This window comes from Sphingomonas sp. Leaf67 (assembly GCF_001421965.1).
Classification (GTDB): Bacteria; Pseudomonadota; Alphaproteobacteria; order Sphingomonadales; family Sphingomonadaceae; genus Sphingomonas.
The window spans coordinates 396,932-409,561 of record NZ_LMLP01000001.1; the positions used below are offsets into that span (position 1 = coordinate 396,932).

At 65.8% G+C, this 12,630-nt stretch carries 14 protein-coding genes, 1 tRNA gene and 1 pseudogene; 11 read left to right on the top strand and 5 right to left on the bottom strand.

Annotated elements, in window-relative coordinates:
• Positions 1 to 31 precede the first annotated feature (31 nt).
• The 7 genes from ASE90_RS20820 to aat all read left to right on the top strand — a co-directional run bounded on the left by ASE90_RS20820 (position 32) and on the right by aat (position 6,600).
• On the top strand, positions 32 to 154 hold the full coding sequence (locus ASE90_RS20820) for a hypothetical protein (RefSeq protein ID WP_268794998.1): 123 nt from the start codon (positions 32 to 34) through the stop codon (positions 152 to 154).
• A gap of 147 nt (positions 155 to 301) precedes the next feature.
• Complete coding sequence (gene coxB, locus ASE90_RS01915; RefSeq protein WP_055995191.1) at positions 302 to 1,276, top strand: cytochrome c oxidase subunit II; 975 nt, start codon at positions 302 to 304, stop codon at positions 1,274 to 1,276.
• Positions 1,273 to 3,798 (top strand): cytochrome c oxidase subunit I, encoded by a 2,526-nt coding sequence (gene ctaD, locus ASE90_RS01920; protein ID WP_055995194.1) that lies wholly within the window; start codon positions 1,273 to 1,275, stop codon positions 3,796 to 3,798. Before coxB ends, ctaD begins: the two co-directional genes overlap by 4 nt.
• Entirely contained in the window at positions 3,795 to 4,175 is a 381-nt protein-coding gene (locus ASE90_RS01925; RefSeq protein WP_055995197.1) for a hypothetical protein, read from the top strand. Before ctaD ends, ASE90_RS01925 begins: the two co-directional genes overlap by 4 nt.
• On the top strand, positions 4,172 to 4,765 hold the full coding sequence (locus ASE90_RS01930) for a cytochrome c oxidase assembly protein (protein WP_055995200.1): 594 nt from the start codon (positions 4,172 to 4,174) through the stop codon (positions 4,763 to 4,765). Before ASE90_RS01925 ends, ASE90_RS01930 begins: the two co-directional genes overlap by 4 nt.
• On the top strand, positions 4,762 to 5,811 hold the full coding sequence (locus tag ASE90_RS01935; protein WP_055995203.1) for a c-type cytochrome: 1,050 nt from the start codon (positions 4,762 to 4,764) through the stop codon (positions 5,809 to 5,811). Before ASE90_RS01930 ends, ASE90_RS01935 begins: the two co-directional genes overlap by 4 nt.
• A 48-nt stretch (positions 5,812 to 5,859) precedes the next feature.
• Positions 5,860 to 6,600 carry a leucyl/phenylalanyl-tRNA--protein transferase gene (gene aat, locus ASE90_RS01940; protein WP_055995207.1) on the top strand — a complete coding sequence of 247 codons (741 nt, stop codon included), beginning with the start codon at positions 5,860 to 5,862 and terminating at the stop codon, positions 6,598 to 6,600.
• 35 nt (positions 6,601 to 6,635) lie between these two features.
• Here aat and ASE90_RS19470 read toward each other — a convergent pair.
• The 5 genes and pseudogenes from ASE90_RS19470 to ASE90_RS01965 form a co-directional block, all read right to left on the bottom strand.
• Positions 6,636 to 6,869, bottom strand: a pseudogene (locus tag ASE90_RS19470) (DUF2155 domain-containing protein); the annotation flags it as partial.
• A 215-nt stretch (positions 6,870 to 7,084) separates the two neighbouring features.
• Positions 7,085 to 7,477 (bottom strand): NADH:ubiquinone oxidoreductase subunit NDUFA12, encoded by a 393-nt coding sequence (locus tag ASE90_RS01950; RefSeq protein WP_055995212.1) that lies wholly within the window; start codon positions 7,475 to 7,477, stop codon positions 7,085 to 7,087.
• A gap of 45 nt (positions 7,478 to 7,522) precedes the next feature.
• Positions 7,523 to 8,014, bottom strand: coding sequence for a DUF192 domain-containing protein (locus ASE90_RS01955; RefSeq protein ID WP_235531619.1), 492 nt, complete (start codon positions 8,012 to 8,014; stop codon positions 7,523 to 7,525).
• A 4-nt stretch (positions 8,015 to 8,018) separates the two neighbouring features.
• Positions 8,019 to 8,540, bottom strand: a complete 522-nt coding sequence (locus ASE90_RS01960; protein ID WP_055995215.1) for a cold-shock protein — start codon at positions 8,538 to 8,540, stop codon at positions 8,019 to 8,021.
• A gap of 130 nt (positions 8,541 to 8,670) precedes the next feature.
• Complete coding sequence (locus ASE90_RS01965) at positions 8,671 to 9,201, bottom strand: regulatory protein RecX (protein ID WP_156361381.1); 531 nt, start codon at positions 9,199 to 9,201, stop codon at positions 8,671 to 8,673.
• A gap of 126 nt (positions 9,202 to 9,327) precedes the next feature.
• Between ASE90_RS01965 and ASE90_RS01970 the strand changes: the two genes are divergently transcribed.
• The 4 genes from ASE90_RS01970 to ASE90_RS01985 all read left to right on the top strand — a co-directional run bounded on the left by ASE90_RS01970 (position 9,328) and on the right by ASE90_RS01985 (position 12,630).
• Positions 9,328 to 11,082 carry a fatty acyl-AMP ligase gene (locus tag ASE90_RS01970; RefSeq protein ID WP_055995221.1) on the top strand — a complete coding sequence of 585 codons (1,755 nt, stop codon included), beginning with the start codon at positions 9,328 to 9,330 and terminating at the stop codon, positions 11,080 to 11,082.
• 103 nt (positions 11,083 to 11,185) lie between these two features.
• Positions 11,186 to 11,261: transfer RNA gene (locus tag ASE90_RS01975), tRNA-Trp, on the top strand.
• A gap of 27 nt (positions 11,262 to 11,288) precedes the next feature.
• Entirely contained in the window at positions 11,289 to 11,876 is a 588-nt protein-coding gene (locus tag ASE90_RS01980) for a YqaA family protein (RefSeq protein WP_235531620.1), read from the top strand.
• A gap of 91 nt (positions 11,877 to 11,967) precedes the next feature.
• Positions 11,968 to 12,630: an outer membrane beta-barrel protein gene (locus ASE90_RS01985; protein ID WP_055995222.1), complete on the top strand. Its 663-nt coding sequence runs from the start codon at positions 11,968 to 11,970 to the stop codon at positions 12,628 to 12,630.

A 12,630-nucleotide genomic window follows, 5' to 3' on the forward strand; every position in this document is an offset into this window, starting at 1 on the left:
CCGATCGAACCGTTCCCAGTTTAGATGCGGCATGCCGGCTGGTGGGCTGAATGACGACGTACTGCGTGTCGGCGCGGCGGTCGGGCGTAGATTGCGTAAGCCCGGTGGCAGCGTCGATCTGCTGATCCGGGCGAAGGGCGACAGGGTATCGTGACGATCGATGACCAGCCGGTGCAAATCGCTGCTGCCGGTCCGCACGTCCCGGCCCCCACCGGACCGATCCGAATCACGATGGAACGCAACTGCCGACATCTCGTTTCGTTTGCGTGTCGTATACCGCGATGCGGGGCGAAGGGGGATTATGCGGGGCGTAAAGGCCAGTGGCGGGATAGCCGCGCTGCTCGTTCTGGGGGGCTGTAATCGACATCAATCGGCGCTGACCGTTTTTGGCGAAGAGGCGGCGACCGTCCGTCACCTGACCATCGTCATGCTGATCGGCGCGATCGTAATCGCCTGCGGCGTCGCAGCGCTGATGATCGCCGCCGTCCGCGCGCCGGAGGGTCGATTGACCTTGTCGGGCGGGATGCGGCTGATCGGATGGGTCGGTGGCGTGGTACCCGTGGTCGTGCTGCTCGGACTGCTGCTCTACAGCCTGCCCGCGATGCGGCCGTTGCCGGTGGCGCAGAACGATCTGCGCATCGCGGTCGAGGGCGAGCAATTCTGGTGGCGCGTCCAGTATCAGCCGCCGGGTGCCGCACCGGTCGTCACCGCCAACGAAATCCGCGTGCCCGTCGGTCGCACCGTACAATTCGACCTCACGGCCGGGGACGTGATCCACAGCTTCTGGATCCCGGGCCTTGCGGGCAAGATGGACATGATTCCCGGCCGAACAAACCGGCTGATCGTCCGCGCGACCAAGCCCGGCACGTTCCGCGGCGTCTGCACCGAATTTTGCGGCCTCAGCCACGCGCTGATGGCGTTCGATGTCGTGGCGATGAAGCCGGCGGCGTTCGACGCATGGCTGGCGAACGAGCGCCGCCCTGCCGCTCCCGCCGCCGATACTGCCGCGGGCGCACGTGCCTTTGCCGCCAATGGCTGTGCCGGTTGCCATGCCATCGCCGGAACCGACGCCGCCGGCGCGATTGGGCCCGATCTGACCCATCTCGGCAGTCGCAGCTCGCTCGGCGCGGGCACGCAGCCGATGACCCGTGCCGCGCTGGTCCGCTTCATCACGGATGCGCCCGCGGTCAAACCCGGTGCGCGCATGCCCGCCTACCCGCAAATGCCGCGCCAGGATGCGCAGGCGATCGCCGCCTATCTGGAAAGCATGAAATGAGCCTGCACGCGCAAGACGATCCCGCGCTCCGCGCCGCGCAGGAGGAACGCCTACGCAAGGTATGGGCACCACCGCAGGGCCTCTTCCTGCGCTGGACCGACTGCAACAACAACCGCGTCGGCGTGTGGTACACGCTGACCGCATTCGCCTTCATGCTGTTTGCCGGTGTGCTGGCGCTGATCATGCGCACGCAGCTGGCGGTGCCTGACAACGACCTCGTCTCGGCGAATACTTTCAATCAGCTGTTCACGCTGCACGGCTCGATGATGATGTTCCTGTTCGCCGTGCCGATGTTCGAAGCGGTGTCGATCATCCTGTTGCCGCAGCTGCTGGGCGCGCGCGACTTGCCGTTTCCGCGGCTATCCGCCTTTGGTTACTGGTCGTTCCTGCTGGGCGGGGTGTTCGTCGGGGGATCGATCTTCTTCAACGCCGCGCCCGATGGCGGCTGGTTCATGTATCCGCCGCTGACCACCCGCACCGACCTGTCGGGGCTGGGTGCTGATATCTGGATGCTCGGCCTGTCCTTCATCGAGGTGTCGTCGGTGGCGGCGGCGGTCGAGCTGATCGTCGGCGTGCTAAAATGTCGCCCGCCGGGGATGCGGCTGAACCTGATGCCGCTGTATGCGTGGTACATCCTCGTCGTCGCGGTGATGATCCTGTTCGCCTTCCCGCCGCTGATCGCGGGGGACGTGCTGTTCGAAATGGAGCGGCTGCTCAACTGGCCGTTCTTCGATGCGGCGCGCGGCGGCGATCCGCTCTTGTGGCAGCACCTGTTCTGGATCTTCGGCCATCCGGAGGTCTACATCGTGTTCCTGCCGTCGATCGCGCTGTTCGCGATGATGATCCCGACCTTCGCGCAGCGGCATCTGCTGGGGTATCCGTGGATCGTGCTGGCGGCCGTCGGCACCGCATTCCTGTCGTTCGGCCTGTGGGTTCATCACATGTTCGCGACCGGCCTGCCCAAGATCAGCCTCGCCTTCTTCTCGGCCGCGTCCGAAGCCGTCGCGATTCCGACCGGCATCCAGATTTTCGCGTTCATCGCGACGCTGTGGGCGGGCAAGGTGAAATGGTCGACGCCGCTGCTCTATGCGACCGGCAGCCTCGCCATCTTCGTCATCGGTGGCCTGACCGGGGTGATGGTCGCGATCGCGCCGTTCGACTGGCAGGCGCACGACACTTATTTCATCGTGGCGCACCTCCATTACGTGTTGATCGGCGGTACGTTGCTGCCGTTGTTCGGCGGGCTATATTATTACTGGCCGTTGATTACCGGCAAGAAACTGTCGGACCGGTTGGGGCGCATCGCCTTCTGGACGTTGTTCGTCGGCGCGAACCTGACCTTCTTTCCGATGCACTTCAGCGGCTTGTACGGCATGCCGCGCCGGGTCTTCACCTATCCGAGCGAACTTGGCATCGATTATCTCAACCTCGCCTCGACGATGGGGGCGTATCTGTTCGCGACCGGCACCGCGATCATCTGCTTCGATCTCGCCCGCTCGCCATGGCGGCAAAAGGCGCAGCGCAATCCGTGGAACGCCGGCACGCTCGAATGGCTGGCTCATCCCGATGACGAGGATTGGGGCATCCGTTCGGTGCCGCTGATCGAAAGCCGCTACCCGATCTGGGACCAGAAGGATTTCGTGAAGAAGGTCGACGAGGGCCGCTTCTTCCTGCCCGATGCCGAGGAAGGTCGGCGCGAGACGATCGTGACCAGCGTGCTCGACGCGCGCCCGCTCTATGTCGTTCGGCTGGGTACGCCCAGCTGGGTGCCGATGCTGACCGCGATCGCGCTAGGCAGCGTGTTCATTCTAACCACCTACCACCTGTATTGGTGGTCGCTGGCCGGCGCGATCGCGACGCTCGCGTTCGTGCTCTACTGGCTGTGGACGGGCACCGCCGAGATTCCGGAAAAGCCTTCCAAGCCGATCGGCCACGGCATCGAACTGCCGCTGTACGTTTCCGGTTCGGCGGCGCCGGGGTGGTGGGCGATGTTCATCACGATGATGGCGGATGCGACCGCGTTTTCGGGGCTGGTCTTCGGCTATTATTTCTTCTGGACGGTCCATCCCGAATTTCCCCCGTCGGGACCGGGCATGGATGGCCCCGGCACCTTCTGGCCGATGGTCGCGCTGACGTTGGCGGCGCTCAGCTGGGGCGCGACGGTCGCTGCGCGCGGGACCAACCGGCGCGGCATCGTCGGCGCGGCGCGGCTGTTGCTGGTCGTCGGCATCGCCGCCAGCCTTGCGGGCATCTGGGCGGGTTTGCAGGGGCCGCTGACCACCGGGCTGGATCCCGAACTACACAGCTATCCCGCGATCGTGTGGGTGCTGGTGATCTGGACCACCGCCCATGCCGGGATCGGCGCGATCATGCAGGGCTATACGCTGGCGCGCAGCATTGCCGGGCGGATGACGCCCCGCCATGACGCCGACCTGCGGAACATCACCGTCTATCAGCATTTCATGGCACTGACCGCCATCGTCACCTACGCGACGATCGGCCTGTTCCCGGGGGTCGCATGAAACGCGGGCTGCACGGCATGGTCACCCGGCTGAAGGTAACGCTCTGGACGCTGATCGTGCCGCCGACCGTCTGGGCGGTGCATTTTCTGTTTTCGTATCTGTGGGCGGCGATCCACTGTGCAAAGGTCGGCGGATTTCCGCGGCTGCCGATCCTCTATACGGTCGGCACCGTCCTGGCACTGTTGCTGATCGCCGCCGCCGGCATCGTCGCGCATATCCAGTCACGCGTACCCGGCGACACGCCGCCGCATGAGGAGAGCACCGACACCGACCGCGTCCGGTTCCTCGCCTTCTCGACGGTATTGCTCGCCGCGTTGAGCTTCGTCGGCGTCATCTTCACCGCCGCACCGGTCGTCTTCCTGACGGACTGCCGATGAAGCGCGTCAGCCTGATCGCCGGATTGGTGCTGTTGCCGCTCGGCTGGCTGGCGGCGGCACAGGCGGGCATGGTCGGGCATATGGCCGGACACATGATCGCGGTTGCGGTGGCCGCACCGCTGGTTGCGTTCGGGCTGACCGACAGTGCCTGTGACCCGGCCCGGCGCTGGCCGCACGTCGTCACCCCGCTCGCGATGTCGCTGGTCGAGCTGGCAACGGTATGGGGCTGGCACCTGCCCGCACTGCGGATGCTGGCGGACAGCAATATGGCGGCGATGATCGTCGAACAGGCGATGTTCCTCGCCGCCGGATGGCTGCTCTGGGCCGCCGTGCTCGGCACCGGACCCGATCGCCGCGCGGCGGGCGTCGGCGCGCTGCTGCTCACCTCGATGCACATGACCCTGCTCGGCGCGCTGATCGGCCTTGCCCCCCGCCCGCTTTATCCGGCGATGGCGCACGGGATGCACGACGCGCTTGCCGACCAGCAACTCGGCGGGGTCGTGATGCTGCTGGTCGGCGCGGCCAGCTATTTCCTCGGCGGCCTTGCGCTGCTCGCCACGCTATTGCGCCAACCGGAGCCGCAGCCATGACCATCCGCCTGACGTGGAAGCGCGTCATCGTCACGCTGCTCGGGCTGTTCGCGCTGGGCATGGCCTTTGCTTGGTCCGGGTTGTTCAACGTCGCCGCGTCGTCGGGGCATTGGGCGATCAGCGACTGGTTCCTGCACTGGGTGATGCGCAATTCGGTGCAGACCCATGCCGCCTTTTCCACGCCGAAGGACGCAAAGGACGATAGCGGCCTCGTCAGCGCGGCAGGCTATTATGCCGCGTCCTGCGCCTCGTGCCACGGCGCGCCGGGCGTGCGCCCACTGCCGTTGATGCAGAAGGCGACGCCGCCTGCCCCCGACCTGTCGAAAAACGCGAAGGAGTGGACCGACCGCCAGCTGTTCTGGATCCTCGAACACGGCGTGAAGTTCAGCGGGATGCCCGCCTGGGCCGCCAAGGACCGGCCCGACGAAGTGAAGCGCATGGTCGCGTTCGTCCGCCTGCTGCCGACGATGACGCCGCAGCAATATCGTGTGCTGGCAGGCAGCAATGCGCAGGGCTTCGGTGCCGCCAATGGCCGGTTCGACAGCTGCGCCGGTTGCCATGGCAACGACGGGCTGGGCCGGGGTCAGCGCGACATTCCGATCCTCGCCGGACAGGACCCGGCCTATCTTGCCGCCGCGCTCGAAGCCTATGCCACCGGCACCCGCCAGAGCGCGGTCATGGCCAATGCCGCCGCTCAGCTGACCCCGGAAGAACGCGTCGCCCTCGCCCGCAGGTTCGCGGCGATGCCCGGCATCGTGCCGGGTCGCGCCGGCAATGGCGACGCGGCGGCGCGCCAGATCGTCGAGCGCGGCCTGCCCGACAAGCAGCTTCCCGCCTGTCGCAGCTGCCATGACGCCGCCGGAGCCAAGCGCTTCCCGGTGATCGATGGCCAGCGCGCCGTCTATATCGCCGGGAGGCTCCGCCATTGGCGCGGCGAAAAGGAGGTGGTCGATGCGCGCAAGGATCAGGCGACGATGCCGGTCATCGCCCGTCGCATCCCGGAGGACATGATCGAACCGGTCGCGCGCTACCTCGCCGGCGAATGATGGCGGGCGGCCATTGCCTGCGCCGCCGGCCGCGATAGGGTGCGGCCGATGGCGCCCCTGTTCGAGCTCGACCCGCAAACGCTGCTGCGCGCCTATGCCAGCGGCATCTTTCCGATGGCCGACGATCGCGATGCGCCCGGCATCTACTGGGTCGAACCCAAGCTGCGCGGCATATTGCCGTTGGACGGATTTCACCTGTCGCGCTCGCTGCGCAAGCTGATCGCGTCGGACCGCTACCGGGTCACCGCCGATCAGGCGTTCGAGGATATCATCCGACTGTGCGCCGAAAGCGCGTCCGACCGGCCGGAGACGTGGATCAACGGTACGATCGAACAGGCCTTCAACCGGCTGCACGAAATGGGGCTGGCCCATTCGGTCGAGGTCTGGGACGGCGAGCGTCTGGTTGGCGGATTATATGGCCTCGCGCTGGGGCAGGCGTTTTTCGGCGAATCGATGGTCAGCCGCGCGCCCAGCGGATCAAAGGTCGCGCTGGCGTGGCTGGTCGCGCGATTGCGGGTCGGCGGCTTCCGGTTGCTCGACTGCCAGTTCCTGACCGATCACCTCGCGACGATGGGCGTGATCGAGGTGCCCAAGAAAACCTATTCCGTGCTGTTGGCAGGCGCGCTCGGGCTGGATTCGGCGGGCGCTTCCGGGCTGGCCTCGGCTGCGTTCGACGCACTCGATCGCCGCGCGGGTGCGCCCGGCGACGCGGCTCCCGCCCCGGCCGATACCGTGTCCGGCCCCCTGTCGGGGAAGGACATCGTGCAGCTCTTGGGCCACACGTCGTAAATCGGGTGGAGCACGACGTTCAGCGCCGGACGCTCCTTGAACAACCACCCCGAAAACGGTCGCCGCCATTTCGAATCCGTGCCGCGCACGTCCATCTGCACGAACGCGCCGGTATATTGCTCCTGCTCCCACGGCGCGGTGCGCTCGCAGGCACGCAGGCGGACGATCACATCACCGACGCGCGTCGCCTGACCGGGCTTGAGCGTCAGGTCGCGGGTTTCGCCGTTGCGCTTGTTGAGCAGGCCGACCACCGCGACCCGCTCGGCCATCGGCGTCGCTCCCGCCAGCAGGCTGCTGTCCAGCCCGGCATCGACGCTCACCACCTCGGGCGCATTGGGATTGGGACGCACCGATTCGGGCACGGCGACCTCGGCGGTGGCGGGCCGGGTCCTTGCCGACTGCCGATGCAGCCGCTGCCAGCCGAACCAGCCCCCGACCGCCAACACTATCGCAATCGCCAGCCCGGCCAGCCAGCGGCGTGGGTTCACGCGTCGGGGCTCCACGCCTCGTAATCACCGGTCGCCCGGACGCGTGCGCCACCCTTGTCGAGCACACCCGGCGGGCGATAGGCGAGCGCAGTGCCGGTCTGGTTCTCGATCGGCGGCTTCTGCCACTGGCGGACCGGCGGCAGCGATTCGTCGGGCGTGCGATCGATCTGATGGTGCAGCCAGCTGAACCATTCGGGCGGCACGCGGCTCGCGTCGTTCGATCCCGAATAGATCACCCAGCGCCGCGGATTGCCCATCGTGTCGCGACCACCCTCATAATAGGCGTTGCCGAGATGGTCGGTCCCGACCTGCGTCTTGCCGCGCAAGCCGAGCCACGTGCCGAAGGTGGCACCGTTCCACCAGGTGAAGACGTTCGCGAGGATACCCATAAGCGACCGCTTAGCGCCTGCCCACGCCCGCGACAATGGGGCGGATCATTTCCACGTCACCTTGTCGCCCGCCGCGATCCCCAGTTCGGCGGCACGTCCGCCGGCGATCTCCAGCACTGCCGCGATCGGCTCGCCCGATTCAACCCGCGCGCGCGACAGCGGCACGGCATTTTCGCCGATCGTCGCGATGGTCCCGTCGGCGCGAATGAAGATGATGTCGAGCGCGTTCGGCGTATTTTCCATCCAGAAGCTCGCCGCCCTGGGCGGTCCGCCATCGGGGGGATAGGGCGCGAACAACATGCCGGCATCGGGTGCCAGCCGCGGGCGATACATCAACCCTTGCTGTTGCTGCGCCTCGTTCGCGGCGACTTCTGATTTGAAGATATGCGCCTTGCCATCGGCGGTGGTGATCGTCACCGGCCGGACGGACATGCCGTGTTCCGAAACCGGATCGTTGCCGGGGGCTTCCCCCTTGCAGCCGTTCAGTGCCGCCAGCAACGCCACCGCCGCCAGTGCCGAAAATCGCAATCCCGTCACGCTGTCACTCGCCCGTTTCGACCGCAACGGCCATCGGCCCTTTTTGCCCCTCGACGATGCGGGCGACAAGCCGCTGTTCGGGCTCGACCTCCTCGATACCGCCCCGGCGCAGCGTTTCCATATGGACGAACACGTCGCCGGCCTTGCTGTCGCGGACCAGAAACCCATAGCCTTTCAGGCGATTGAACCACTTCACCGTCACCGGTTCGAACGGTCCAGCCTGTTCGGCCATCGCCGTCCGGTCGGGGCGGTCGACGGTGCGACGCACCGGCTCGACCGCCAGCGACAGGTCGATGTCGAGGATCTCGACCGCCTGCATCCCCCGGCTGCGCCGCGCGGCATTGCAGGTGACGATCGCCCCTTCGGGCAGGGTGCGGCGACCATGCGGCTCCAGCACCGAAAAATGGATCAGCACATCGCCGAGACTGGTGTCGTCGGCTACCGCGAAACCGAAGCCGCGGGTAATGTCGAACCATTTGATGATACCGCGCACCGACACGACGTCATCGTCCCGACTGTTGGACATTGCCGCAGCGACGGCCGGCTGGACCGCGCAATCATCGACAATCGTTCGCGCTTCTAGACGCATGATTGCTTACTCCCCCTGCCGCCCTTTGTACCACGATGTTTCATGAACGCGACGGTTTCTTTGCGCTTTACCGATCATGAACAGCGTCCTCCCCGTCGCCCGGTGCCATCGCGGCGATCCGTCTTGCCAGCGCAGGCGAATGGCCGGCGCGAACCATGGCACCGATCTGCTTTTCGCGGCGGTCGCGCTCGACCGGTTCGGTGGCGAAGGGACCGATCCGCTTGCGTCTGGCAAAGGCCATGGCCGACGCTTCCGCGCCATCGTCCAGCGTGTCGACGACCGCCTCGCTATCGTCGGTCCCGACCCCGGCGTGGCGAAGCGCGTCGCGCACCCGCCGCGCGCCCAGCCCGCGCCGGGTCATCGATGCCGCGTGCGCCTCTGCGAAAGCCCGATCATCGACGTAGCGCAGTTCCGCCATCCGGTCGGCCAGCGACTCAATATCGATCGCCCCCTCTCCACCCCGTTCGCGCAGTTTGCGCGTCAGATAGGTGGCCAGCTTTGCCCGGGTCGTGGCAAAGCGTTCGACATAGCGCAACGCCATCCGCTCCAGCGCGGGCTGGTCGATGGGCGGAAGGGGGCGGCGGGGGTCACGCGGCATGCGCCATGTTTGTGCCACACTACGCCGCGATTTTGAAATCAACTGTGCCGTGCGGCTCTTTGCCGCTATGGCGACACGCTTCGAACGCCGCGAACGCGTGCGAACGGTGCCGAGAGTTGGACAAGAATGACGACAAAACTTGAAGGAAGTGTTGCAATCACGCTGGAAGCGACCCCGACCGGCGACACATTGCCGCGCCGGCTCGCAGATTTCGCGACGCTGGGCGAGGCGATGGATTACGCCGCGCAGGGCACGCGCGGGCTGAACTTCTACGACGCGCGCGGCACGCTGAAACACCCCTACCCGTTCCGCGACATGCGCAAAGACGCGTTGCAACAGGCCTATCGCCTGATCGCGAAGGGCGTGCAGCCCAACGACCGTATCGCGCTGGTCGCCGAAACCGGTGCCGAGTTCGCCGCCTTGTTCTTCGGGGTGGTCTATGCCGGCGCATGGCCGGTGCCGCTGCCGCTGCCCACCTCGTTCGGCGGGCGCGAGGCCTATGTCGAACAATTGCGCGTCCAGTTGGACAGCTGCGATCCCAAGACCTTGTTCTACCCCGCCGAACTCGAAGCGATGGCTGGCGAGGCCGCGCGCATCGCCGGGGTCGAAGGCATTGATTGGGAAAGCTTCTCGGCGATCGATGCCCCGGTCGTCGATCTGCCGACGGCGTCGACCGACGACATCTGCTATCTGCAATATTCCAGCGGCTCGACGCGCTTTCCGCACGGGACCGAAATTACCCATGCCGCGCTGCTCAACAACCTTGCCGCGCACAGCCACGGCATGCAGCTGGCCGCGGAGGATCGCTGCATCTCGTGGCTGCCTTGGTATCACGACATGGGGCTGGTCGGCTGTTTCCTGTCGGTGGTCGCCAATCAGGTATCGACCGACTATCTGAAGACCGAGGATTTCGCGCGGCGTCCGCTCGCATGGCTCGACCTGATCAGCCGCAATCAGGGGAATTCGATCAGCTATTCACCGACCTTCGGCTACGACATCTGCGCGCGGCGCATGTCGAGCCAGACCAAGGCGGCGGACCGGTTCGACCTGTCGCGCTGGCGGCTGGCGGGCAATGGCGCGGACATGATCCGTCCCGATGTGATGCAATCATTCGTCGACGCGTTCGCCGATGCCGGGTTCAAGGCGTCGGCTTTCCTGCCGTCCTACGGCCTTGCCGAAGCGACGCTGGCAGTGGCGATCATGCCGCCGGGCGAAGGGATCATTGTGGAGCTGGTCGAAGAGACCGAGCTTTCGGGCCATGCCGGCCGCGCCGACCGTCCGCAGCGCTACCGCGCGATCGTGAATTGCGGGAAACCCGTCCGCGATATGGCGATCGAGATCCGCGAAGAGGACGGCACGCCGCTTCCCGAGCGCGCGATCGGCAAGGTTTGGTGCAAGGGGCCGTCGCTGATGAGCGGCTATTTCCGCGATCCCGAAGCGACCGCCGCATGCATGGTCGATGGCTGGCTCGACACCGGTGACATGGGCTATCTGTCTGACGGGTATGTCTATATCGTTGGCCGGGCAAAGGACATGATCATCGTCAACGGCAAAAACCACTGGCCGCAGGACATTGAATGGGCGGTGGAACAACTTCCCGGTTTCAAGGCCGGCGACATCGCCGCCTTCGCCATCACCACCCCCGGCGGCGAGGAAACGCCCGCAGTCCTCGTCCAGTGCCGCGCATCGGACGAGGGGGAGCGCCAGCGGCTGCGGGAGGAAATTCGCGAGCGCGTCCGGTCGGTTACCGGCATGAACTGCGTCATCGAACTGGTCCCGCCGCGCACCCTGCCCCGCACATCGTCGGGCAAGCTGAGCCGCGCTAAGGCGCGCAAGCTGTATCTGGAAGGCGAGATCAAGCCCTACGCGATCGCAGCCTGATCATCCGGGGAGGCATTTTTCGCTTTCCTACAGCCCCCCGCTCCCCTAACCACAAATCGGCCTTGCCCTTCCGGTTCGACCGGGATAGAGGCCGCGTCCGCACACGAGTGTAGCTCAGCTGGTAGAGCATCGGTCTCCAAAACCGAGGGCCGGGGGTTCGAATCCCTCCACTCGTGCCAGCGCACCCCGCGCCGACCCCGATATGGATGCCGACGATGTTCCGTGCGCTGTACGACTGGACGCTCCGCCTTGCCAATCATCGGCATGCCGTGCGTAGCCTCGCCGTCGTAAGCTTCTGTGAAAGCTCTTTTTTTCCGATTCCGCCCGATGTCGTGCTGGTGCCGGTCATCCTGCAGCACCGCAGCCGCGCCTATCAGATCGCGGCGATTTGCACGATTGCGTCGGTATTGGGCGGTATGGTCGGGTATGCGATCGGCTATTTCCTGTGGGATACGGTCGGGGCGTGGGTCATCAACCTGTACGGTTTGCAGGACAAGGCCGCGAAATTTCAGGCGGGGTTTGCGCAGTACGGCGCGGCGATCATCCTGCTCAAGGGGCTGACGCCGATCCCGTTCAAGCTGGTGACGATCGCGTCGGGGCTCGCCAAGTTCAATTTCGGCCTGTTCGTACTGACGGCCGCGATCACCCGCGCCTTCCGCTTTTTCCTGATCGCGTTCCTGCTGAAGAAATATGGCCAGCCGGTGCAGACGTTCATCGAGAAGCGGCTGACGCTGATCGGGACGTTGCTGGTCGTGGCGCTGGTCGGCGGGTTCGCGGCGGTCAGTCTGCTCTGAACCGGACCAAAGTACCGGCGACAAAGCCGCACGTATCCGCTAACGGCCCCGCCGTCCGACGCGACAACCGCGCGGACCAAAGGGGGTTTTCATGAAGTTTCAGGCAGCGGCCATCGTGGCCGCAACCATCGCGTTCGCACAACCCGCCGCCGCGCAGGACGCGCCGCAGCCCTATCCCGAAATGAAGGAGCGGGTCGCGCGCGATCCACTGCAGGGGCTGCGCGTCGAGGCACTGGTCGGGTACGACCGGCTGGAAGGCAATTATTACGAAGACGATACGAAATATTACGATGGCTATGACGGCATCGGTTTCGGCGGCGAGATCGGCTATGACGTCGCGGTCAGCGCGAAGGTGCTGCTCGGCGCCTATGCCGGGATCGGCAAGTCGACGCAGAAGCAGTGCGACGAAATCTTTGGCGATGACGAACTGTGCCAGAAGGCCGGCGTCGCCCAATATGCCGGTGTCCGCGTCGGCTTCCCGATCGGAGCGCGGTCGGTCGCCTATCTGCGGGGCGGCTATTCGCACGCCAAGCTGAAGCTCGATTACGATGCCGTGGGCACCTCGGACGACTTTTCGACCGACGAAAGCTATAGCGGCTATCATATCGGCGCGGGCGCAGAATATGGCATTGGCGGGCGCGCCTATCTGAAGGGCGACGTGGCCGTCACCCAATATTCGACCAACAAGACGCTGTATGACGGCGTCAATTTCGAACGCGTGCAGGCGACGGCCGGCATCGGCTTCCGCTTCTGA

Bases quoted from the DNA above. Each gene is read 5' to 3' on its own strand.
- ASE90_RS20820 (WP_268794998.1), top strand. From the start codon at position 32: ATGCCGGCTGGTGGGCTGAATGACGACGTACTGCGTGTCGGCGCGGCG.
- coxB (WP_055995191.1), top strand. From the start codon at position 302: ATGCGGGGCGTAAAGGCCAGTGGCGGGATAGCCGCGCTGCTCGTTCTG.
- ctaD (WP_055995194.1), top strand. From the start codon at position 1,273: ATGAGCCTGCACGCGCAAGACGATCCCGCGCTCCGCGCCGCGCAGGAG.
- ASE90_RS01925 (WP_055995197.1), top strand. From the start codon at position 3,795: ATGAAACGCGGGCTGCACGGCATGGTCACCCGGCTGAAGGTAACGCTC.
- ASE90_RS01930 (WP_055995200.1), top strand. From the start codon at position 4,172: ATGAAGCGCGTCAGCCTGATCGCCGGATTGGTGCTGTTGCCGCTCGGC.
- ASE90_RS01935 (WP_055995203.1), top strand. From the start codon at position 4,762: ATGACCATCCGCCTGACGTGGAAGCGCGTCATCGTCACGCTGCTCGGG.
- aat (WP_055995207.1), top strand. From the start codon at position 5,860: ATGGCGCCCCTGTTCGAGCTCGACCCGCAAACGCTGCTGCGCGCCTAT.
- ASE90_RS01950 (WP_055995212.1), bottom strand. From the start codon at position 7,477: ATGGGTATCCTCGCGAACGTCTTCACCTGGTGGAACGGTGCCACCTTC.
- ASE90_RS01960 (WP_055995215.1), bottom strand. From the start codon at position 8,540: ATGTCCAACAGTCGGGACGATGACGTCGTGTCGGTGCGCGGTATCATC.
- ASE90_RS01965 (WP_156361381.1), bottom strand. From the start codon at position 9,201: ATGCCGCGTGACCCCCGCCGCCCCCTTCCGCCCATCGACCAGCCCGCG.
- ASE90_RS01970 (WP_055995221.1), top strand. From the start codon at position 9,328: ATGACGACAAAACTTGAAGGAAGTGTTGCAATCACGCTGGAAGCGACC.
- ASE90_RS01980 (WP_235531620.1), top strand. From the start codon at position 11,289: ATGCCGACGATGTTCCGTGCGCTGTACGACTGGACGCTCCGCCTTGCC.
- ASE90_RS01985 (WP_055995222.1), top strand. From the start codon at position 11,968: ATGAAGTTTCAGGCAGCGGCCATCGTGGCCGCAACCATCGCGTTCGCA.